Origin of the sequence: Tenacibaculum insulae (genome assembly GCF_964512435.1) — a bacterium.
In the GTDB taxonomy this organism is placed as follows: Bacteria; Bacteroidota; Bacteroidia; order Flavobacteriales; family Flavobacteriaceae; genus Polaribacter; species Polaribacter insulae_A.
In genome coordinates this window covers 646,453-668,218 of record NZ_OZ208512.1, presented here as the reverse complement: position 1 = coordinate 668,218, position 21,766 = coordinate 646,453, and the positions used below count along the sequence as shown (strand labels likewise).

Annotated in this window: 22 protein-coding genes; all 22 read left to right on the top strand. The window is 27.6% G+C overall.

Going from position 1 to position 21,766, the window contains the following annotated elements; genetic code table 11:
- Nucleotides 1-7: 7 nt before the first annotated feature.
- Entirely contained in the window at nucleotides 8-2,416 is a 2,409-nt protein-coding gene (locus ACN5J5_RS03030) for an SLBB domain-containing protein (protein WP_418645853.1), read from the top strand.
- Nucleotides 2,417-2,424: 8 nt separating this feature from the next.
- Entirely contained in the window at nucleotides 2,425-3,516 is a 1,092-nt protein-coding gene (locus ACN5J5_RS03025) for a Wzz/FepE/Etk N-terminal domain-containing protein (RefSeq protein WP_418645852.1), read from the top strand.
- A 230-nt stretch (nucleotides 3,517-3,746) separates the two neighbouring features.
- The gene (locus ACN5J5_RS03020) at nucleotides 3,747-4,421 is read left to right on the top strand and encodes a cytidylyltransferase domain-containing protein (RefSeq protein WP_418645851.1); all 675 of its coding nucleotides are present in this window, start codon (nucleotides 3,747-3,749) and stop codon (nucleotides 4,419-4,421) included.
- Complete coding sequence (locus tag ACN5J5_RS03015; protein ID WP_418645850.1) at nucleotides 4,421-4,879, top strand: YhcH/YjgK/YiaL family protein; 459 nt, start codon at nucleotides 4,421-4,423, stop codon at nucleotides 4,877-4,879. The genes ACN5J5_RS03020 and ACN5J5_RS03015 overlap by 1 nt, the downstream gene beginning before the upstream one ends.
- 10 nt (nucleotides 4,880-4,889) lie before the next feature.
- Entirely contained in the window at nucleotides 4,890-5,645 is a 756-nt protein-coding gene (locus ACN5J5_RS03010; RefSeq protein WP_418645849.1) for an HpcH/HpaI aldolase family protein, read from the top strand.
- On the top strand, nucleotides 5,645-6,538 hold the full coding sequence (locus ACN5J5_RS03005; RefSeq protein ID WP_418645848.1) for an NAD-dependent epimerase/dehydratase family protein: 894 nt from the start codon (nucleotides 5,645-5,647) through the stop codon (nucleotides 6,536-6,538). The genes ACN5J5_RS03010 and ACN5J5_RS03005 overlap by 1 nt, the downstream gene beginning before the upstream one ends.
- Nucleotides 6,528-7,217: a 6-phosphogluconolactonase gene (gene pgl / locus ACN5J5_RS03000; RefSeq protein WP_418645847.1), complete on the top strand. Its 690-nt coding sequence runs from the start codon at nucleotides 6,528-6,530 to the stop codon at nucleotides 7,215-7,217. The genes ACN5J5_RS03005 and pgl overlap by 11 nt, the downstream gene beginning before the upstream one ends.
- Nucleotides 7,199-7,876, top strand: a complete 678-nt coding sequence (locus tag ACN5J5_RS02995; RefSeq protein ID WP_418645846.1) for an HAD family hydrolase — start codon at nucleotides 7,199-7,201, stop codon at nucleotides 7,874-7,876. Before pgl ends, ACN5J5_RS02995 begins: the two co-directional genes overlap by 19 nt.
- Nucleotides 7,860-8,810, top strand: a complete 951-nt coding sequence (locus tag ACN5J5_RS02990; protein ID WP_418645845.1) for an NAD(P)-dependent oxidoreductase — start codon at nucleotides 7,860-7,862, stop codon at nucleotides 8,808-8,810. Before ACN5J5_RS02995 ends, ACN5J5_RS02990 begins: the two co-directional genes overlap by 17 nt.
- A gap of 76 nt (nucleotides 8,811-8,886) precedes the next feature.
- Nucleotides 8,887-10,320 (top strand): hypothetical protein, encoded by a 1,434-nt coding sequence (locus ACN5J5_RS02985; protein WP_418645844.1) that lies wholly within the window; start codon nucleotides 8,887-8,889, stop codon nucleotides 10,318-10,320.
- Nucleotides 10,320-11,189 (top strand): 6-hydroxymethylpterin diphosphokinase MptE-like protein, encoded by an 870-nt coding sequence (locus ACN5J5_RS02980; RefSeq protein ID WP_418645843.1) that lies wholly within the window; start codon nucleotides 10,320-10,322, stop codon nucleotides 11,187-11,189. The genes ACN5J5_RS02985 and ACN5J5_RS02980 overlap by 1 nt, the downstream gene beginning before the upstream one ends.
- A complete protein-coding gene (locus ACN5J5_RS02975) occupies nucleotides 11,179-12,045 on the top strand; it encodes a glycosyltransferase (protein WP_418645842.1) in 867 nt (288 codons plus the stop codon). The genes ACN5J5_RS02980 and ACN5J5_RS02975 overlap by 11 nt, the downstream gene beginning before the upstream one ends.
- An 11-nt stretch (nucleotides 12,046-12,056) precedes the next feature.
- Nucleotides 12,057-13,340: an O-antigen ligase family protein gene (locus ACN5J5_RS02970; protein ID WP_418645841.1), complete on the top strand. Its 1,284-nt coding sequence runs from the start codon at nucleotides 12,057-12,059 to the stop codon at nucleotides 13,338-13,340.
- 16 nt (nucleotides 13,341-13,356) lie between these two features.
- Nucleotides 13,357-14,139 carry a hypothetical protein gene (locus tag ACN5J5_RS02965; protein ID WP_418645840.1) on the top strand — a complete coding sequence of 261 codons (783 nt, stop codon included), beginning with the start codon at nucleotides 13,357-13,359 and terminating at the stop codon, nucleotides 14,137-14,139.
- A complete protein-coding gene (locus ACN5J5_RS02960) occupies nucleotides 14,121-14,927 on the top strand; it encodes a 6-hydroxymethylpterin diphosphokinase MptE-like protein (RefSeq protein WP_418645839.1) in 807 nt (268 codons plus the stop codon). Before ACN5J5_RS02965 ends, ACN5J5_RS02960 begins: the two co-directional genes overlap by 19 nt.
- A gap of 6 nt (nucleotides 14,928-14,933) precedes the next feature.
- Complete coding sequence (locus ACN5J5_RS02955) at nucleotides 14,934-15,665, top strand: WecB/TagA/CpsF family glycosyltransferase (RefSeq protein WP_418645838.1); 732 nt, start codon at nucleotides 14,934-14,936, stop codon at nucleotides 15,663-15,665.
- Nucleotides 15,637-16,572, top strand: a complete 936-nt coding sequence (locus ACN5J5_RS02950) for an NAD-dependent epimerase/dehydratase family protein (RefSeq protein ID WP_418645837.1) — start codon at nucleotides 15,637-15,639, stop codon at nucleotides 16,570-16,572. The genes ACN5J5_RS02955 and ACN5J5_RS02950 overlap by 29 nt, the downstream gene beginning before the upstream one ends.
- Complete coding sequence (locus ACN5J5_RS02945) at nucleotides 16,573-17,259, top strand: PIG-L deacetylase family protein (protein ID WP_418645836.1); 687 nt, start codon at nucleotides 16,573-16,575, stop codon at nucleotides 17,257-17,259.
- A gap of 8 nt (nucleotides 17,260-17,267) precedes the next feature.
- Nucleotides 17,268-17,831, top strand: coding sequence for a sugar transferase (locus tag ACN5J5_RS02940; protein WP_418645835.1), 564 nt, complete (start codon nucleotides 17,268-17,270; stop codon nucleotides 17,829-17,831).
- A gap of 46 nt (nucleotides 17,832-17,877) precedes the next feature.
- Nucleotides 17,878-18,669, top strand: a complete 792-nt coding sequence (locus ACN5J5_RS02935; RefSeq protein WP_418645834.1) for a formyltransferase family protein — start codon at nucleotides 17,878-17,880, stop codon at nucleotides 18,667-18,669.
- Between the two features lie 138 nt (nucleotides 18,670-18,807).
- Complete coding sequence (locus ACN5J5_RS02930; protein WP_418645833.1) at nucleotides 18,808-20,700, top strand: nucleoside-diphosphate sugar epimerase/dehydratase; 1,893 nt, start codon at nucleotides 18,808-18,810, stop codon at nucleotides 20,698-20,700.
- Between the two features lie 33 nt (nucleotides 20,701-20,733).
- On the top strand, nucleotides 20,734-21,744 hold the full coding sequence (gene galE, locus ACN5J5_RS02925) for a UDP-glucose 4-epimerase GalE (RefSeq protein ID WP_418645832.1): 1,011 nt from the start codon (nucleotides 20,734-20,736) through the stop codon (nucleotides 21,742-21,744).
- The last annotated feature ends 22 nt before the right edge of the window (nucleotides 21,745-21,766 follow it).

Below are 21,766 nucleotides of genomic sequence, written 5' to 3'. Positions count from 1 at the left end.
TATAAAATTGAAAAAAGAATTATTTAAATCCATTTTAGTGGCGTTAATGTTGTTTTTAGGAACGACTATTTATGCTCAAGGAGAAATGAGTAAGGTTCAAGTAGATAGTCTTTCAGATAAACAAGTTGAAGCTTATCGAGATAGAATAAAAAAAGAGGGATATACAGTAGAACAAGCTTTAGCTATTGCTAAAACGAGAGGAATGTCTGAATTACAGGCTCAGAAACTAAAAACAAGAATTAGAGATTTAGGAAGCTCTAATTTAAATAGAACTACAAGTGATAGCAAAACAGAAAGTAGCTCAAATCAAAATCAATCTTTCTTTGGTTTAACAGGAGGTGTAGAGAGTAAGCGAAAGAAAGAAAAACTTTTCGGATATGATTTTTTTAACAATCCGAATATTTCTTTTACGCCAAATTTAAACGTTGCAACTCCTGAAAGTTATGTGATTGGAGCTGGTGATGTTCTTTCTATTGATTTATGGGGAGCAGCAGAAGTAAATTATGAGAAAAAAGTAAATAAACAAGGAGCAATAAATATTCAAGGTGTAGGATATATCTATTTAGTTGGATTGCCTATTAATGCAGCTAAATCTAAAATTAAAAATTATTTAAGAAGAATATATGCCGGTATAGGAGCTTCAAATAGGAGTTATAATAAGGTGCATTTTGCAGTTTCAATAAAAGAAGTAAGAAACGTTCAGGTAAGTATTGTAGGTGAAGTAAAAGTGCCAGGATCATATTCATTAAGTGCTTTTTCAACGGTTTTAAATTCTTTATATGCTGCTGGGGGACCAACAAAAAATGGATCATTTAGAAATATTCGCCTTTTTAGAGCTGGAGAAAAAATAGCTGATTTTGATTTTTATGATTTTTTAATAAATGGATCTGAAGTTGGTAATATAACGGTGCAAGATCAAGATGTTATTATCATTAAGCCATATCAAAAATTAATTAATATTGAAGGAGCTGTAAAAAGACCAGGGTTTTATGAAATGAAGTCATCCGAAACTGTTTCGGATTTATTAAGCTTTTGTAGTGGTTTTACCTCTAAAGCATACAAACAGAATATAATTATTGAAAGAATAAATGGAATACAAAAAGAAATTGTTGAGATTCCTTTTAATAAAATTTCTAAAGAGAATTTAAAAGATGGTGATTATATAACCATCAATGAGGTAGCAGATGAATTTTTAAATAAAGTTAGTATTAGAGGGGCTGTATTCCAGCCAGGGAAATATGAGTATGTAGAAAAATTAACGTTAAAAGATTTATTAAGCAAAGCAGAAGGAGTAACTAAAGAAGCTTTTTTAGATAGAGGTATTATTGTTAGAACTTATGATAAAACGAATAAAGAAACTATTTCTTTTTCATTAAGAGAAGAAAACAATAATTTGTTTTTAAAAGAGAATGATGCCGTTTATATTTATAGTAAAGATGAATTAAAAGAAAAAGAATTCATTACCATAAATGGAGCTGTAAATAAAGCTGGTAAATTCGATTTTATGTCAAGCATGCAAATAGAAGATTTAATAGCTCTAGGAGGAGGATTAAAGGATGGGGCAGATGCAACTATGATTGATGTTTCAAGAAGATTAAAAGACGGTAGTTTTGAGACAATAAGTGAAAACTTTGATTTAAAAGCAAGTAATAATTTAGAAGGTACAGCTAATGACAATTTTGAATTAAAACCTTTTGATATTGTTTCAGTAAGATATATAAAAGGATATACGGCACAAAAAACAGTGTTTATTAAAGGTGAAGTAAATTTTTCAGGAAAATATTCATTGAGCACAAAAAATGAAAGAATTTCTGATTTAATTGATCAAGCCGATGGTTTAACTAAATTTGCTTACACAGAAGGCGCCTTTTTAACCAGAAAGAGTAATTCTAAAGAAGAAAAAAAACAATTAGAAATGATTTCTAATTTAGATAACTTGGCAGAAACCACTACACAAGAAATAAAAAAGAAAAAAGCGTTTAAAATAGGTATTAGTTTAAATAAAATTTTAGCTAAGGGAGGTAAGAATTCTAAATATGATTTAATTTTAGAAGAGGGCGACGAGCTTTTTATCCCATCAGAGAGACAAACGGTAAAGGTTGAAGGAGAGGTCTTATCTCCATCAATGGTACGATATGAAAAAGGAAAGAATTTTCAGTATTATATCGAAAATTCGGGAGGGTTTTCTTCAAACGCTAAAAAAAGTAGAGCTTATGTAATTCATGCAAATGGAGATATAAAAACGACAAAAAGATTTTTGTTCTTTAAATCTTACCCAGAGATAAAGCCAGGTTCTGTGGTTTTGATACCAAATAAGCCAGAAAACAAGAAGGCTATGTCAACTCAAGAGGTTATTGCAATTACCACAGGTTTGGCTACTTTAGGGGTGTTAGTAAAAACATTAACGGATAAATAAGAATAAGAATGGGGAATAGAACGATAAAGAATAAATCAGAGAATGAAATAGATGATATAGTTATCGTATTTAAAACAATAAGTAAAGAGAAGAAAATAATTACTCGTTTTATAATTATTTTTAGTATAATAGGCTTATTAGTTGCTTTTTTTTCACAAAGAGAATATACTTCTTCAGTGATCTTAATACCACAAACTTCAGGAGTGAAATCGGGAGGGAATTTAAGTGGGTTAGCTGCTATGGCTGGAATTAATTTAGGAGCAGGTGGTAATGAAGAAATATCTCCTCTGTTATATCCTAAAATTATAGAGAGTGTTACTTTTAAAAAACAATTATTAAATACTCCTTTATATTTTAAAGATATAGAGAAACCGATAACATATAAGGAATACTATGAGGAATATAGTTCATTCAATTTTAAAAACTTTATAGTCAGTTTACCAGGTGAAATTATAAGTTTTTTTAAAGGAGATGAAAAAGAAGATATAATAGTTGAAGTTGACTCGACTATTCATAAAGTATCTAAAGATGAAAATGAATTGCTAAAAGGAATTAAAAACCAGCTTAGTATAAATGTAGATAATAAAGATGGGTTTGTTGAGTTGTCTTTTACAATGCCTGAGGCTTATCCGGCAGCTCAAATGATAAAAAAAGCTCAAATGTTACTGCAAAAAGCAATTACTGATTTTAAAGTGCAAAAAGCAAAAGAAAAACTAGAATTTATTGAAAACCGTTTTTTTGAACAGCAAAAGAAAATGCATGAATCTCAAGAGAGATTAGCACTATATAGAGATTCTAATTTAGGATTAAATACATCGATATCAAAAACAAAAATTGAAAAATTACAGACTAATTTTAATTTGATCTATGGAGTTTATTCTGAATTAGCAAAACAATTAGAAGCTCAAAAAATTCAAGTAAAAGAAGATACACCTGTTTTTACAGTAGTTCAACCAGTAGTAGTAGCAGTAGAACCTAATTCTAGTAGAAAAAAAATCTTATTTTTATATATAATAGTTGGAGTTATATTAGGGATTAGTTTCGTACTGTTGAAAAAAGAATATGTTTCTTTTAGAACAAAAATTGAAGACATAAATTAATAATTAAGATAAAAATAGAATTAAAGTGTAAACTTTATGATTGGTTGTTTTTATAAGTTGTAAAAACGTATGTAATATTTGTATCACCAAATATTTTTACTTAAGAGTTGGAGTAGACTAAGAAAAAAATAATAGTTAAAATAACAATTCATTCTTTTTAGTTTGATTATAAAGTTATCGTTTTGTTATAAATCATTAGATTTTTAAATAATTAAATTAATGAAAAATATATGAAAATAACTGCGCTGTTACCTATGAAAGGAAATTCAGAAAGAGTACCAAATAAAAACTTACGAGATTTTAATGGAAAGCCTCTTTTTTTTCATGTTTTAAAAGCTTTAAATAGTTCACGTTACATTGATGAAATAATAATTAATACCGATAGTAAGCAAATTTCAAGAATTGCTTTGGAAGAGTTTAGTGATTCAGTTATAATTCATGATAGAGTGGAAAGTATTTTAGGAGATATGGTTTCAATGAATGAAATTATTAATTACGACTTATCTGTCTCTAAATCAGATTTTTATATTCAAACACATAGTACAAACCCATTGCTTAAAACAGAGTCTATAGATAAAGCCATAGAAAAAATGATTTTATTGCATGAAACAAAAAAGAATGATTCTGTTTTTTCAGTTACTAAATTACAAACTAGACTTTATACTCAAGATGTACAACCCTTCAACCATAACCCGAATGAACTATTAAGAACTCAGGATTTAGAGCCGTTGTACGAAGAGAATTCAAATTTTTATATTTTTTCTAAAGAATCATTTAAAGAGTCAGGAGGTAAGAGAATAGGGGTAAGTCCCTATATGTTTGAGTTAGATAAGATAGAGGCGGTAGATATTGATGAGCCAGAAGATTTCATAATTGCAGAATCACTTCATAAACTTTTAAGATAATGATTTACGATAAAATAGAAAAATGGAGTAATTATTTTAAAGAGCCTATTTTTAAAAAAATATTTAAGGACTTAGAAGATTTTAATATTAAATCCCCTAATGGTGTATACGTAAAAGAAGGTTACACTTTTAAGGTCATGAGTTATGAAACCAAATTAGAACCTGTAATCATTGAGTCACATAGAAGAGAGGTTGATATACAGATTCTTTTTTCAGGAAATGAAAAAATAAAAATATATGATTCAAACTCTGTAGAAGTAATAAAAAGATATGACGTTAGCACTGATTGTGAATTTTATAAAGCTGTAAATAATCCTTTGTTAGAATTATCTTTGAAGCCAAATTTTATGGCAGTATTTTTTCCTCAAGATATTCATTACCCTCAGTTTATTGTTGATAATAAAATAGAAAAATTAAAAAAAATAGTAATAAAAGTAGATGAAAAATTTTTCACATAAAAAAAGTAATTTGAAGAGTAAATTACTAAATCTAGAGTTGAGTATAGGTTCGTGGTTAACGATTCCTCATCAAGCGGTAATTGAAATTCTAAGCACAGCAGGGTTTGAATGGTTGGTTATAGATATGGAACATTCACCAATAAGCATTGAAACATCTATGAACCTCATAGGCCATATTCAAGGAAATGGAATGCAAGCTTTAGTTAGAGTAAGTAAAAACGAAGAGGTAATTATCAAGCAAGTTTTAGATGCTGGGGCAGATGGAGTTGTTGTACCAATGATAAAAAATAAAGAAGAGGCTGAGAGAGCTGTTGGTTATGTTAAATATCCTCCGATAGGTAAAAGAGGTGTTGGACTTAATAGAGCTCAACATTATGGAACAGCGTTTAATAATTATCAGGAATGGAATAAAAATCAATCAGTAGTTATTGCTCAAATAGAACACATAGAAGCTGTTAATAATTTAGAGGAAATTTTATCTGTTGAAGGAATTGATGGAATTATTGTTGGGCCTTACGATTTGTCTGCATCAATGGGATATCCTGGAGAATATGATAGAGAGGACGTTCAAAAGGCTTTGGCAAAAATTGATAAGGTTACAAAAAAAATGAAAAAACCATTAGGTTTTCATGTTATTGATTCAGATCATTCTAAAACTTTAGAAAAAATAGAAAAAGGATACACATTTTTAGCTTTTAGTTTAGATTTTTTCTTTTTAGGAGATAAAGCAAGAGAAGAAATGAAGGTTTTAAAAGAAAAAATATAATGAATAAAAAAGAAGTTTTAGTTTTTGGAGGTTTTGGTTTTCTTGGGGTGTATTTAGTTGAAGAATTATTAAAAAGAAACTATAAAATAACTGTCGCTGATATCATTAAACCTGAGAAGTATAAAAAGTATTTGGAATATGTAGATTATATTGAATGTGATATTTCATCTCCGTTAGAAATTGAGTCAGTTTTTAAAAAAAAATACGATATTGTTTATAATTTAGCAGGCTTCGCAAATTTAGATAAAGCGGTTAAAGACCCCATAAAAACAATTGAGTTAAATGTTTTGGGAAACCTTTTAATTTTAGAGCAATGCGTGAAAAATAAAATATCAAAATTTATTTACGCAAGTAGTGCTTATGCGATGAGCAATAAGGGTTCGTTTTACGGCATAAGTAAACTAGCTTCTGAAAAAATTATTGAAGAGTATAATAAAAAATATGATTTAAATTTTGTGATTCTAAGATATGGTTCAGTATATTCAGAAAGGAATTATGATAATAATTATATATATAATTTAGTAAAAGAGGCTGTAATTAATAAAAAAATAACTCACCATGGTGATGGTTTAGAGATTAGAGAATATATCCACGCTGCTGATGCTGCAAAACTTTCAGTAGATGTAATAGAAAAAGAAGAGTTTAATAATATGCATGTAATACTTACTGGTGTAGAAAGAATGAAGAGAATAGAAATGTTTTCAATGATTAACGAAATATTAAATAATCAAATAGAGATAGAGTGTGAAAATTCTGGTTATAATAACCACTATAAATTTACACCATATTCTTTTCAACCATCTGTTAGTAAAAAAATAATAGCTAATCCACATATTGATATGGGACAAGGGTTGTTAGAATGTATAAGAGCTGTTCATGAAAATGAAAAATAATATTATATACACGAAAGACTTTGTAAATTACTCTACGGAATATATCATTGATTTTTTTAAAAAAACAAAAAACCTTAAAAAAGGCAACATTAATATAGCACTATCTGGAGGTAGTACACCTATCCCTATTTTAATTAATTTAAAAAAAAAAGGTTTAGATTGGAGTAGATGTAATTTTTTTATTGTAGATGAAAGATGTGTCTCTTTAATTGATTCAGAAAGTAATTATGGAAACATAAACAATTCTTTTTTTAGACACATAGATGCTAATAATATTTTTTCTTTTTTTAAAGAAGGATTAGATTATCCTGAAATGATAAATAGGTATGCCAACGAAATTATTTCTAATGTTAGTGAAAAGAAAAATGAAATACCAGTATTTGATTTAATTTTATTAGGTATGGGAATTGATGGACATACTGCGTCTTTATTTCCTAATACAAATGCTCTAAATAATAGAGACGAAATTGTAGTTTTAAATTTTATTAAAAAAATAAATAAAAATAGATTAACATTTACTTATCCTTTAATATTGAATGCAAAAAAGATAATTGTATTTATTAAAGGGAAAGATAAAATTGAAATAATGAATAAAATTGTTAATTCTAAAATTAAAGAATATCCAATGACTTTGATTTCTGAAAAACATAATGATATAACATGGATAGTGAAAAGTTAAAAATTAAATATATTTTTTTTGATTTCGACGGGGTTCTTGCTGAATCCGTTGATGTGAAAACACAAGCATTTAGAGAATTATACATGGATTATGGAGTGATGTTTGCAAATAAAGTAGTTGAACACCATAAGTTAAATGGAGGAGTGTCTAGATATGAAAAAATAAAAATATATAATGGTGATTGGTTAAAACAAGAAGTAACAAAGGAATTAATAGAAAAGTATGCTTCAAGATTTAGTGATTTAGTTGTAAATGGGGTGGTGAATTCTCAAGAAGTTAAAGGTACTACAGAGTTTCTAGAGAAGAGTGGCGAATATAAAAAATACATTATAACAGGAACACCAACTAAAGAAATTATACCAATTTTAAAAAAAAGAAATATGTATGATTTTTTTGATAAAGCTTGTGGTTCACCTCAAAAAAAAGGGTATTGGGTAAATAAAATCCTTAATGAAGAAAATATAAACAGTATAAACTGTATTTTTATAGGTGATGCTTATGCAGATTATGAAGCAGCGGTTAACAATAAAATAACTTTTGTTTTAAGAGAAACAGAAGATGGGAAAAATGTATTTAAAAATTTTAAAGGCTATAGAATTAAAGATATTAGTGAGTTAAATAATGTAATAAATAAAATTAATAATGAAAGAAAAATTTAAAGTATTACTAACTTCTACTTCATTCCAAGACACACCGGGTAAACACATAGAACTTCTTGAAAAACAAAACTACGATGTAGATACCCTTAGAGGTCCGGTTAATGAAAAAGTATTACTACCAATAATTGGAGATTATGATGCAGTAATTTGTGGTGATGATGAATATACAGAAGGTGTCTTAAGAAAAGGGGCTTTAGGAAAATTAAAATTTATCTCTAAATATGGGGTTGGATTAGATAAAATTAATCTTAAAGTAGCAAAAGAAATAGGTATTCCTGTTACAAACTGCCCTGGAGTTAATCAAGTATCTGTAGCGGAACATGTTTTAGCCTTATTATTTACTTTTGAAAAAAATATTCACATTCAAAATGAAACAACTAAAAGAGGTAGTTGGAAGAGGTTAACGGGGAATGAAATTGAAGGAAAAACGATTGGTATCATTGGTTTAGGATCAATAGGTAAAGAATTAGCCAAAAAATCATTAGCATTAGGTTTAAATGTGATAGCTTTTGATGTTTATAAGAATGAGAATTTTTTAGAAAAATTCCCTAACGTATTTTTTACAAATGAGTTAAATTATCTTTATGAAAACTCTGATGTAATAAGTCTTCATGTACCTCATACGTCAGAAACTGATGAGTTAATTAATGAAACAGTAATAAATACTAATCTGTTAAAGAAACCAATAATAATAAATACAGCTAGAGGCAAGTTAGTAAACACAGAATCTATTATTAATGGATTAGAAAAAGGTAAAATAAGAGGTTATTTAGCAGATGTTTTAGCTATTGAACCAATTGAAGATAGGGAAAAATTAAGAGGTTTAAATGATGTTATTATAACACCTCATGTTGGCTCTAGAACAAATCAAAGTGTTGAGAGGCAGGGTGTTATGGCTGTTGGTAATTTAGTAAGAATGTTTACAAAGCTATAAGTAAAATTAGATATATTAATAACAAGTGTATCAGACATAAATATAGATGTTTAATATACTGAAAACGTGTGAGAATTTGAATATTATAAAAAAAATATGGAATTCACCAACATTAATGACTTGGGGAAATTTAATTTCTTCAAGTCTTAAATTAATATTATTAACACCTCTTATATTAACTCGTTATAATGAAGATTATATTGCTTTTTGGTACTTGTTATTAACAATTAATTCTTTAGCAATAGTTCTCGACTTTGGTTTTTATCCTACCTTTTCAAGGATAATATCTTATGCTTTTAATGGTTTAGATAGTATTAAAGACATAACTTTAATTAAAAACTCAAAAAAAGATGAAGGGAAGCCAAACTGGTCTTTTTTAGAAAAAATATATGGTACAGTTAATACTATATATTTTTCACTAACCTTTTTAGTAGGGATATTAGTTTTTGTATTTAGCTTTTCGCCTATTTATAATATTATTGATAGGGTACTAGATAAGTCTACTCTAGAAACTGCATATTTTGTGTTTATTTTAAGTATAGTACTTAATTTTTTATCAAAAAAATTTGATTCTGTACTAATTGGAACTAATCATGTAGCTTTAATAAATAGATGGAATATTATTAATAATGTTTTAAATACTTTTACATCTATTTGTATAGTTTTGATAGGGTTAAATGTTGAGTGGTTAGCATTCAATCAATTGTTTTTTTCAGTATTTCTTTTTTTTAGGAATTATTTTTTAGAACGTTTCATTTGTAATGAAAAGTTTAAGGAATTTAAGTTGTTTAGTTTTGATAAAGATATTTTTAAATGGGTATGGAATCCAGTATGGCAATCTGGTATTTTGATTTTTGCATCTACAGGTTTAACTCAAGCAACAGGATTGATTTATTCAACATTGTCAGATTCTTCTCAATTAGTTTCATATCTTTTAACATTAAAACTTGTAACTATAGCATCCCAGTTTTCTCAAGCTCCATTTTATTCTAAAATACCTGTGTTTTCTGGATTAAGGGTTAAAGGTAAAATAAAAGAATTGTCAACTGTTACCCAAGAATCAATATTCAAATCTTTGATTGTTTATGTTTTTTTAATCTCATTAGTATTTCTTTTTGGAGATTATGCTCTACAGATAATTGGATCTAAATCTAAATTAGAGAATTCTAATTTTATTATTTTAATGGCTTTCGTGTGGTTTTTTGAAAGACACCACGCAATGCATGCACAAATTTTTGTAACAACAAATAAAGTGCCTTTCTACAAAACCGCCATTATTTCGGGGTTAATAAACTTAATTTTAATTTATTTATTATTGCCAAGTCTTTCAACTTGGGCTTTCCCAGTTTCATACGGAGTGTCGAATGCTGTAATAAATAATTGGTGGAATGTTAAGTTGTCTCTTAATTCTCTTAATGAAAATAAGGTTAAGTATTTTTATAAATCAGCTGCAATACCTCTTATAATTTTATTACTTTTGGCAACTCTTAATTTCTTAATTAAAAATTGATGAAAAAAATACTTAAATATATATATTATTGTTTTATAGATAAGTTTGCTTACACTTTAAAAACACCATTAATTAATAGGTTTTTTTATACACTTAGATATAAATTGGCAAATAAAGGGATGTTTTTAAATTCGAATGAAAAAAAAATAAAAAATTTACAAAATAAACATAAGGGAAAAAGATGTTTTATTATAGGTAATGGGCCTTCTTTAAATAGCCTTGATTTAACTAAGCTTAAAAAGGAAGTGACTTTCGGTGTGAATGCAATATATTTGAATTATGATAAAATGCAATTCCATCCAACTTATTATGTTGTTGAGGATAATTTAGTAGCGGAAGATAGGAAAGAGGAGATAAACAATTATACAGGACCTGAATTAAAAATATTTGGAACCTTTTTAAGATATTGTTTGAAATCAGATCCTAAAACAGTTTTTATTAATTTATTAAGGAATTATAATGAAAAAAAATATAAACCTTTTTTTTCTGATAATGCTTTAAGAAGTGTTGGTGTAGGGGGATCCGTGACTTATGTTTGTCTGCAGATGGCTTATTATATGGGGTTTGAAAAAGTTTATATGATAGGTTTTGATCATAATTATGTAATTCCAAAATCAGTTCTAATTGAAGATCAGAGTTCTAGTTTAGAATTAACATCTACAGAAGATGATGTTAATCATTTTTCAAAAGATTATTTTGGTAAAGGTTATCGATGGCATGACCCTAACGTTGAAAGAATGGAAGTTGGTTTTAAAGAGGCTGAAAAAAAATTCAGAGAAGGAGGAAGAGCAGTTTATAATGCTACCTTAGGAGGGCATTTAAATGTTTTTGAAAGAGTAGATTTTAATTCGATTTTTAATGAAGGTTAGTGTTTTAATTAATAATTATAATTACGGTAAGTTTATAGGTTATGCTATTCGTTCTGTTTTAAAACAAAAATATAAAGATTTAGAAATCATTGTTTATGATGATGGTTCAACAGATGATTCTTTAGATGTTTTAAAAAGTTTTGGAAATGATATCGTTTTAATCTCTGAAGATAATTATGGAGGTAAGCCATCTGTTAATCAGGCTAATGCGATAGAAAGGGCTTTTAGTGTTTCATCAGGAGAAATTGTTTTTCTTTTAGATAGCGATGATGTTTTTTTAGAGAATAAAATAAATAAAGTTGTGAGTGTTTTTAAAGAAGAGTTAGAAGTAGTTTGTGTTCAGCACACCTTTAAGTTGATTAATGAGAAAGGAGAGGGGTTGAAAGAGAGAAAAAGACCTATTTTGTCAGGTGTTAATTTACCTGAAGCTATGTTTTTTACAGGTAGTTTTGGCTATTTTTTTTCTCAAACTAGCTCTTTAGCTTTTAGAAGATCTTTTTTAGAAGGTTTTTTGCCATTTGATAAAGCTAATTTTTTGATGCAATGGCCTGATATTAGGCTTACAAGGAATGCAATGTATTGTGGGGATGTAAAGACGTTACAGCTAGATTTAGGAGGCTACAGAGTTCATGGAAGTAATGATTCGGATAAGTTGAAGAATAAAGAGTATCTTCGTAGATTTATAGAAGAGCATACACTTTACTTAAACAGTTTATCTAAGAAATATATAAATAAAAAGTTTAAATATAAAGGGAGATTTACGTCAGTTTTTTTAATTTTTTTATTAAATTTAGTATCAAAAAAATCAATCATTAATAAAATAAAGTTTTACAAAAATTTTTTAATAAGAAGATAATGTTAATCTAAATGAAAAAATTTGCTGTTATAATATCTTTGTTTTATTCAAATATAAGTGTTGTTTTTTTAGGGACACCTTTGGTTGTTTTGCCTACTTTGTTATTGATTGCTTTAGTTGTGTTTAATGCTCTTTCTGAGCAAAAAAACACTGGTTTTAAGCTTCCTTTGTTAATGGTTGTTTTTTTCTTATTGATTGTTATAGGGAGTCTAAGAAATAATAATATTGGTTCTAACTTTAATTCAATAGTTTATCAAACATCTAAATTTGTCTTTTTTTTTATAGCTTTTATTCAAACATTAAACAAGTCTTTTATTCAAGAAAAAAGTATAAGTGATATTTTTAATTGGATGATATATCTGCCTCTGTTTTTTTGTGTTTTCATTAATGTTAGTTTATTAACTCTCGGTTTTGAACCAGAGGTTAATGCTGTTTTAGAAGGAAAAAAAAATGACTTTGTTATTTTATCAGGATTAGGAATTGCGTATAATCCAGAGTGGTCATTTATAGAAGGGTTTAAGGGGTCTAGATCTATTATAGGATTACTTCTTTTGTTAAGCTTGTTAAAGTTAAGGAATAAGTTGTTAAATAAAACATTTATATATTTAAGTATAATTACATCGGTAATAATATTATTGATACTTGATACTAGAGCTGCATTATTTTACCCTATATTTATTTTTATTCTTGTTGTTTTCTTTTTTAATAAAGAAAAACCACCGAGATTTTTATTTGTTTTGCCTTTTTTAATATTATATGGTTCTAATTTATTACTATTGTTTTTGGCATATATTTCACAAATGGAAGAGTTTTCTTTTTTAGCAAGGTCCTCAGAAGATTTTGCAACGGGTAACTCAAGAAGTTTAATCTGGGGTATTTCTTTTTTGGAATTTTTTAATTTTAAACCTATCCATATTGTGGGGTATGGAGAGTTTGGGCACTATAAGTCTGGAGCATCTATTTTGTGGTCTGCTATTTTTTCAGGAGATGAAGGAGGGGAGACGAAAACTCCGCATAGTTTGTTTTATTCAGTATTATTTGATTATGGTTATATAGGTTTGTTAATAATATTATTAATTCAACGTAAAATAATTCGTGTTATCCGATATACTTGGTCGAAATGTTTTCACGAAAGTGTTTATATTTTGTCTTTTTTTATTTATTGGGTTTTATTAGGGATAACTGAATCTTTTTTTGGTTTTTACTCTTCTAATATAATATTTATATTTGTTAGTTTTTGTGTTTTTTCACTAGGACTTAAGTTTTATACTGATGTTAATTTAAATAAATTTTAATAATAAAAATTGATAAATGGAAAAGTTTTTTAGAATTACGAGATTTACTATAGCAAAAGCAAGAATGTTTTTTTTTCTTGGTTATTATAAAATTTTAAATAGAAATAAAGAAAGAATACTCTTGTATACAGATTCTAGAGGGTATCAAATCGCAGATTTAGACTGTAGAAAAACACCTTTTAAATCTTATCTATATTCTTTTATTAAAAAATATAATTGTGATGTGCATATTTGTGAAGAAAAGCATACTACAATATTTGATTTTTTATATCTTTATGAGAATAACATAAGACGTAAAAAATATGATTACGTTATTTCTCACATAGGTGTTGTTGATTTTTCACCAAGACCTTATAATGACATAGAAAGCATACTTAATTTAAAGAAAAATAAAATTATTAAAATTTTTGGGAAAGAGTTTTTTAATAAATTAATTGATTTAAAAATATATGAAGAAGAATATTTTGGTGTAAAAACATCTGCAATCTTAGCTGAAGAAAACCTAGAACTTATTGGAAATAAGTTTTCAAATATACCTAATCATATTTGGATTAGCTGCAATCCTGTAGATCTTAAATGGAGGGGTAATTACCCTAAAGATAGACCAATAAATATAAATATGGTAAATGATAAAAGTAAACAATTAATGAATTTATTAGGGAATAACGTAAATATCATTGATTTTACAAATTTCTCCTTAAAGGAAGTGAGAAAATATACATGTGATAATATACATATGTCAGATGAAGGAATGGATTTGATCAAAGAAAAAATAAAGCAATGTTTAGAAAAAAAATAAAGAAATATATATTAAAAAAATTTCCATTATCAATAATTGATGAGCCTGGTTTATTTTATGGTTTTAAAAGAAAAAAAATATTAAATCTAAAAGACAAATATAAGGGAAAGAGGTGTTTTATTGTTGGTAATGGTCCATCTTTAAATAAATTAGATTTAGGTAAGTTAAAAAATGAATATAGTTTTGCAGTCAATGGAATCTTTTATAAAACAAAAGAAATGGGTTATAAACCTAATTTTTATGTAGTAGAGGATAAGGCAGTGATGAATGATAATACAAAGGAAATTAATGATTATGATTGTGATTATAAGTTCTTTCCTAGTATTTATAAACCAAAGATAAAAAACAGAAAAAATACTTTTTTTTTCAATATGAATAGATCATTCTATAATGAAAAAAGCCCGTATTTTGAAACCCCAAGATTTTCATTAGATTGTGAAAATAGAGTTTATGCAGGACAATCTGTAACGATAGACAATTTACAGTTAGCATATTATTTAGGTTTTACTGAGGTATATTTAATTGGTATGGATTTCTCATACAATATACCTGAGAGTGCAAAAGTTGATGGACATGTTATAGAGAGTACAGAAGATGATGTAAATCATTTTCATCCAGATTATTTTGGTAAAGGTAAAACTTGGCATGATCCTAAACTTCATAATGTTTTAAAAAGTTATAAACTTTCAAAACTAATGTATGAATTTGATGGGCGAAAAATATATAATGCAACCTATGGTGGGAACTTAAATATTTTTGATAGAGTTAATTATAATGAGTTGTTTTAAATTATTATGTTAATAGAAAAGATTAAAAAACTAATAGTTAAAGATCCTGATACTTTTTTTAAGGAACTAGAGTTTTTAAATGGAGGAATTTACTCTTTCTTAAACCCATACTCTTATAATGTTTTGAGGGGTAATATTAAATTCGATATTAATAAATTAGATGGATTATTTGTTGATGGAATTTTATTGGTATTAATGTTAAAATTTATTAATATAAAAACAAAACGATATAGTTTTGACAACACATCAGCTGCAAATTTGGTTTTTAAATTTAGTGAGTTAAAAAACAAAAAAGTATTTTTGATTGGATCAAAATCAAAGGAAATAAAAAAAAGCTCTGAGAATTTTTTAAAAGTCTATCCAAAATTAAATATTGTTGGTTATAGGAATGGGTATTTTACACCAAACGAAAAGGGTATTATCATTGAAAATATTTTAAAATTATCTCCAGATATTGTAGTAGTAGGAATGGGTACACCAATGCAAGAGAGTTTTTTAATTGATCTTAAAGAAAAAGGTTTTCAAGGAATAGGCTTTAGTTGTGGAGGTTTTTTACACCAATCATCCAAAAAAGTAAATTACTTTCCTAAAATAATAAATAAATTACATTTAAGGTTTTTGTACAGAATGTTTAAGGAAAAAGAAATTTTTTATCGTAATTTAAGAACATATCCTGTTTTTTTATATAACTTCTTATTTGATATATTAAATGAAAGAAAAAATATTAGTAACAGGTAGTTCTGGTTTTGTAGGAGGAAATTTAATTTCATATCTTAAAAGAAAATCTAACTATGAAATATATAAGGTAAGTAGAACAATTAAAGAAAGTCATGTATTTAATTATGAAGAGTTAAATGAAAATATTTTTAATAAATGTTTTGCAATAATTCATTTGGCAGGTAAAGCTCATGATTTAAAAAATGTGTCAAAACCAGAAGAGTACTTTGAAGTTAATACAGATCTAACTATAAAATTATTTGATGTTTTTCTAAAAAGTAATAGTAAGTTTTTTATTTATGTGAGTTCAGTAAAAGCTTCAAGAGATTTCATAGACGAAATTTTAACTGAAGAACATTTACCTGAGCCAACAACCATTTATGGCAAATCTAAATTGGCTGCTGAAAAATATATTTTATCTAAAAAAATACCGCCAAATAAAAAAGTTTATATATTAAGGCCATGTATGATTCATGGACCAAACAATAAAGGGAATTTAAATTTGTTATATAATTTTGTAGATAAAAAAATACCATACCCTCTAGGGAAATATTCTAATTTAAGATCTTTTTTGTCAATTGATAATTTTTGTTATTTAGTAGATAAAATGTTAAAATCGGATATAGATTCCGGAATATACAATGTCTCGGATGATAGAGCTTTGTCAACGATAGAATTGGTTTCTTTGATTGGAGATGAAATTAATAAACCTGCAGTAATAATTAAAACTCCAAAAGTATTACTAAATGTAGTAGCAAGAATCGGTGATGTTTTTAGTTTACCAATTAATTCAGAAAGGTTAAGTAAACTAACTGAGAATTATATAGTTTCAAACAGAAAAATTAAAAAAGCATTATCTTTAAAAGCATTACCTTTATCTGCGGAATTAGGAATGAGAAAAACAATAAATAGTTTTAAAAAAGAGTAAATGCAAAAAATATATTTAACAATCACAGCTCACCCTGACGATGAAGCTTTAGGCTTTGGCGCAAGTTCTTATGTGTTATCGCAAAAAGGGCACCTGGTATACAATTGTATTTTATCAGGAAAAGTAGCTGCTAGGCGACATAAACCAAACGAAGATGAGCTCAAAGAACATACTAGTAATGCTCAAAAATTTATGGGAGCAGAAGAACCTATATTAGGACATTTTCCAAATATAAAATTTAATACTGTTCCACATTTAGAATTAGTACAATATATTGAGGGAATTATTGAACAAGTACAACCAGATGTTATTATTACACATCATCCATATGACTTAAATAATGATCATTATCATACCTCTAAAGCCTGTCAAGCAGCTGCTAGATTATATCAAAGAAAACCTTGCAAAGCTTTAAAAGGATTATACTTTATGGAAATCCCTTCTTCTACAGATTGGGCTTTCCCTGTTGATGGGCAAAACTTTACGCCTGACACCTTCATAGAGGTAGGCGAAATAGGTGTAGAGCAAAAGCTAAAAGCACTATATGCTTATGAAGGAGTTATGCGACCATATCCACATCCAAGAAGCGATGAAGCTATCAAAGCATTAGCAACATTAAGAGGTTCACAAGTAGGTCGTAATTATTGTGAAGCGTTTCAAACAGCAATGAATATTATTGAACCATAAAATAAATTATGTTTTTATTATTTAAAAGATTATTTGATATACTATTAGCCATCATATTAATGATGGTATTAATACCAATTTATCTTATTGTTGCCCTAATTATTTTTCTACAAGATTTTGGTACTCCAATATTCAAACAAATGCGTGTTGGTAAGAGTGGAAAAGAGTTTATGTTTTACAAATTTAGAAGTATGCCTTTAAAAACGCCAAATGTAGAATCGCATCAAAAAAATAAACTAAAAATTACACCTTTTGGTAAACTAATCAGGCGTACAAATTTAGATGAACTACCGCAGTTTTTAAACGTATTAAAAGGAGATATGAGTTTTATTGGGCCAAGACCACCAATTCCTTCGCAAGAAAAGTTAATTACTATGCGAAGAGAAAATAAATCACTATTCTTAAAACCTGGGCTAACAGGTTGGGCACAAGTTAATTCATATGACAACATGCCTGAAAAGGTAAAGGCCAAATTTGATGGCGAATACGCAGAAAGAATATCTTTAAAAATGGATTTACTAATCCTTTTTAAAACTTTAGAATATTTCACTAAAAAACCACCAGCATACTAGTATGAAATTTGCATTTGTAACCTGTGTTCAAATAGGATTGAGTTGTATGGAAGCTATATATGAAATAAATGGCTCGTTAGATTTAATAATCACCATACCGGATGAAAAAGCAAAAAAAAAATCAGGAAGAATTTTTGTTGATGATTTTGCTGAAAAAAATAATATTCCAGTTGTAAAATCAAATCATGTAAATGATGCTATTGTTATCCAGGCGATTAAAGATTATGATATTGATTGGTTATTTATTATAGGCTGGTCTCAGATTGCTTCTAAAGAAGTCATTGAAGCATCTAATATTGGAGCTATAGGAGCTCATCCTACTTTATTACCAGTTGGAAGAGGGAGAGCTGCTATTCCTTGGGCAATCATAAAAGGAGTAAAAAAGACAGGTGTTTCTTTTTTTAAAATGGATGTTGGTGTTGACACAGGTTTAATTTTAAGGCAAGAAGAGGTTACTGTAGATTCAAATGAAACAGCTTTAACTTTATATAATAAAATAAACTTTGCTCACGAAATTTTAATTAAAAAGTTATTTATTGATATATTAAACAATAATGTAAAAGGGAGAGTGCAAGACGAATCAAAAGCAACCTACTGGAAGGGTAGAAAACCTATGGATGGGGAGCTCTTTGAAGAAATGTCAATGGATGAAGTTGATAGATTGGTTAGAGCTACTACAAAACCATATCCAGGTGCTTTTATTATAAGCGGGGGTGAGAAGGTTACCATCTGGGAAGGTTTTAAGTCAAAGAAAAGGAAAAAAGATGATGCACATCATGAACTTATATTAATTGATGGTTTTTTTTACGGAACTAATTATATTGTATCTGATTCTTAGCTTATGAAAAAATAGATTAACTTTTAATATTAAAGAAAAATAATTAGTTTTTTTAATTGAAAAATCATGAGGACAGATTGCTGGAATTTATATGTTTTATAATAATTTGTTGTAGTTTTGTGTTAAAAAAGTAGAGTTATGGTTAAACAGTTTCTTATTAAAACATTAAACAAATCAGCATCTAAGTGGTTGGTATTAGGAATAGATATTTTCTTGGTATGTTTGTCTTTTGTTTTTTCATATTTTGTGAGGTTTAACGCAAGTTTAAATTTTGATTTAACACATTTGTTATTTCAAATACCACTAGTAATATCTATAGCTTTATTTAGTTTTTTAGTGGTAGGTTCTTATAAAGGAATTATTAGACATACAGGAACAAGAGATGTCTTTAATGTATTTATAGGGGTTTCTTTATTGGCAGTAATTACTATTATAGTTGTTTTTTTTAATAGATTTATTGGCGTATTTAGTAAGTTTACAATCCCAATTTCAATTATAATAATTCATTATTTTGTTAATATTTTTATACTCATATTAAGTAGGTTTGTTTTTAAAGCATTTTATGAAATTATTTCATCTGAGATTAGTGATGTTACAAATGCTTTAATATATGGAGCTGGAGATTCTGGTTTAATTACTTATGCAGCTTTAAATAAAGATACAAAAACGCGTTATGATGTATTAGGTTTTTTAGATGATAACCCGAATAAAATCAATAAAAAGATTGATAGAATAAGGATTTACAATTTAGAAACGATAACGCATGATTTTATTGAAAAAAATAATATTGATGAAATTATTATATCGATACAAAACGTAAAAGCTTCAAGATTACTTGAAATAACAGATTACTTCATAAATTTTGATGTAAACGTGAAAATTGTTCCTGCATTAACAAATTGGATTGATGGAGATTTACAAGCGAATCAAATTAGAGATGTTAAAATTGAAGATTTATTAGATAGAGCTCCTATTTTAATTGATAATCCTATTTTACAAAGAGATGTAAATGGTAAAGTAATTCTTGTAACTGGTGCTGCAGGTTCTATAGGTAGTGAAATTTCAAGGCAGTTAAGTAGATACAAACACAAGCATTTAATTTTAATAGATCAAGCCGAATCTGATTTGTATGATTTACAACAAGAATTAACTCAACAAGGAGTTGTTAATTTTACAGCCATAGTAGCTGATGTTAGAGACGCAGAGCGAATGGAGTCGATATTTAAAGAATATCGACCACAAAAGGTGTTTCATGCGGCAGCATACAAACACGTTCCTTTAATGGAAGAGAGTCCATATGAAGCGGTTAAGATAAATGTATTAGGGACAAAAAAAATAGCAGATTTATCTTTAAAATACGAAGTAGATCGTTTTGTTATGGTGTCGACTGATAAAGCTGTGAACCCAACAAATGTAATGGGGGCAACCAAACGTGTTGCAGAAATGTACATAGGTTGTTTAAGTGATAAAAGCAAAACAACCAAATTTACAATAACTCGATTTGGAAATGTATTGGGTTCTAATGGATCAGTTATACCATTGTTTAAAAAACAAATAGAAAAAGGTGGGCCATTAACAGTTACGCATAAAGATATTACACGTTATTTTATGACGATTCCTGAGGCATGTAGGTTGGTTTTAGAAGCTGGTACAATGGGTGATGGTGGTGAGATTTATATTTTTGATATGGGAAAATCTGTCAAGATTTTTGATGTAGCAAAAAAAATGATACACCTTTCTGGGTTAAAATATCCTGAAGATGTTGATATTAAAATAACAGGATTACGACCTGGTGAAAAATTATACGAAGAATTATTAGCTACAGGAGAGAATACAATACCCACTTATCATGATAAAATTATGATAGCTAAAACACAAAAGTTAGATAGCGAAAAAAGTTTAACTTTAATTCATAAATTAGAACAAGAAAATGATGTGTTAGATAGTAGAAAAACTGTTTCCAATATCAAGAAGTTAGTTCCTGAGTATATTTCAAATAACTCAGTTTATGAAAAGTTAGATAAAAAATAGCTATAACGTTTTTTAAATTCAAAACAATTAAAGATGAAAAGAATATTAGTAACTGGAGGTTTAGGTTTTATAGGCTCTCATGTAGTTGTAGAACTTCAAAAGTCAGGATTTGAAGTGTTAATTGTAGATGATTTATCTAATAGCAACATTGAAGTATTAGATAATATAGTTGCTATAACAAATAAATCAGTTGATTTTAAGCAAATAGATTTGCGTATTAAAAATGACGTTCAAAAACTGTTTAGTGAAAACAAAATTGACGGAATTATTCATTTTGCGGCATTTAAGGCTGTTGGAGAAAGTGTAGAAAAACCGTTAGATTATTACGAGAATAATATAAATAGTTTAGTGTATTTATTGCAAGAAATGAAGAATACTAAAGTAGATAACTTTATTTTTAGCTCTTCGTGTACTGTTTATGGTCAAGCAGATGAATTACCAATAACAGAACAGGCTCCATTAAAACCCGCTGAATCTCCTTATGGAAATACTAAAAAAATAGGAGAAGAAATTATAAAAGATACTTGCAAAGCATATAATATGAATGCTATTGTACTGCGTTACTTTAACCCAATAGGAGCTCATAACTCTATAAAAATAGGAGAATTACCAATTGGAACACCTCAAAATTTAATTCCATTTATAACTCAAACAGCTGCAGGTATTCGTAAAGAATTAGCAGTTTTTGGAGACGATTATCCAACTACAGATGGTACTGCTGTGAGAGATTATATTCATGTAGTAGATCTTGCTAAAGCACATGTTATTGCTTTAGAACGTTTGTTAGAAAATAAAAATAACGAAAATTATGAGTTTTTTAATATCGGAACAGGAAAAGGGAGTTCAGTAAAAGAAGTAATTGATACCTTTGAAAAAGTTACGAATAAAAAGTTAAATTATAAAATTTCTGATAGAAGAGAAGGTGATGTTATTGCTGCTTATGCAGATACAACAAAAGCAAATGAGGTATTAGGATGGAAATCAGAAAAAACACTAGACGAAGCATTAAATTCTGCTTGGAAATGGCAAGAAAGTCAAGAGTAGTAAACATTTAAATTATTACAAA

What these genes read in the sequence shown, in the direction of transcription:
- ACN5J5_RS03025 (WP_418645852.1), top strand. Translation starts at nt 2,425, where the DNA reads ATGGGGAATAGAACGATAAAGAATAAATCAGAGAATGAAATAGATGAT.
- ACN5J5_RS02945 (WP_418645836.1), top strand. Translation starts at nt 16,573, where the DNA reads ATGCAAAAAATATATTTAACAATCACAGCTCACCCTGACGATGAAGCT.
- ACN5J5_RS02975 (WP_418645842.1), top strand. Translation starts at nt 11,179, where the DNA reads ATGAAGGTTAGTGTTTTAATTAATAATTATAATTACGGTAAGTTTATA.
- ACN5J5_RS02935 (WP_418645834.1), top strand. Translation starts at nt 17,878, where the DNA reads ATGGAAGCTATATATGAAATAAATGGCTCGTTAGATTTAATAATCACC.
- ACN5J5_RS02930 (WP_418645833.1), top strand. Translation starts at nt 18,808, where the DNA reads ATGGTTAAACAGTTTCTTATTAAAACATTAAACAAATCAGCATCTAAG.
- galE (WP_418645832.1), top strand. Translation starts at nt 20,734, where the DNA reads ATGAAAAGAATATTAGTAACTGGAGGTTTAGGTTTTATAGGCTCTCAT.
- ACN5J5_RS02950 (WP_418645837.1), top strand. Translation starts at nt 15,637, where the DNA reads ATGAAAGAAAAAATATTAGTAACAGGTAGTTCTGGTTTTGTAGGAGGA.
- ACN5J5_RS02960 (WP_418645839.1), top strand. Translation starts at nt 14,121, where the DNA reads ATGTTTAGAAAAAAAATAAAGAAATATATATTAAAAAAATTTCCATTA.
- ACN5J5_RS02995 (WP_418645846.1), top strand. Translation starts at nt 7,199, where the DNA reads ATGGATAGTGAAAAGTTAAAAATTAAATATATTTTTTTTGATTTCGAC.
- ACN5J5_RS03020 (WP_418645851.1), top strand. Translation starts at nt 3,747, where the DNA reads ATGAAAATAACTGCGCTGTTACCTATGAAAGGAAATTCAGAAAGAGTA.
- ACN5J5_RS02970 (WP_418645841.1), top strand. Translation starts at nt 12,057, where the DNA reads ATGAAAAAATTTGCTGTTATAATATCTTTGTTTTATTCAAATATAAGT.
- pgl (WP_418645847.1), top strand. Translation starts at nt 6,528, where the DNA reads ATGAAAAATAATATTATATACACGAAAGACTTTGTAAATTACTCTACG.
- ACN5J5_RS02980 (WP_418645843.1), top strand. Translation starts at nt 10,320, where the DNA reads ATGAAAAAAATACTTAAATATATATATTATTGTTTTATAGATAAGTTT.
- ACN5J5_RS03015 (WP_418645850.1), top strand. Translation starts at nt 4,421, where the DNA reads ATGATTTACGATAAAATAGAAAAATGGAGTAATTATTTTAAAGAGCCT.
- ACN5J5_RS02955 (WP_418645838.1), top strand. Translation starts at nt 14,934, where the DNA reads ATGTTAATAGAAAAGATTAAAAAACTAATAGTTAAAGATCCTGATACT.
- ACN5J5_RS02965 (WP_418645840.1), top strand. Translation starts at nt 13,357, where the DNA reads ATGGAAAAGTTTTTTAGAATTACGAGATTTACTATAGCAAAAGCAAGA.
- ACN5J5_RS02940 (WP_418645835.1), top strand. Translation starts at nt 17,268, where the DNA reads ATGTTTTTATTATTTAAAAGATTATTTGATATACTATTAGCCATCATA.
- ACN5J5_RS03005 (WP_418645848.1), top strand. Translation starts at nt 5,645, where the DNA reads ATGAATAAAAAAGAAGTTTTAGTTTTTGGAGGTTTTGGTTTTCTTGGG.
- ACN5J5_RS02990 (WP_418645845.1), top strand. Translation starts at nt 7,860, where the DNA reads ATGAAAGAAAAATTTAAAGTATTACTAACTTCTACTTCATTCCAAGAC.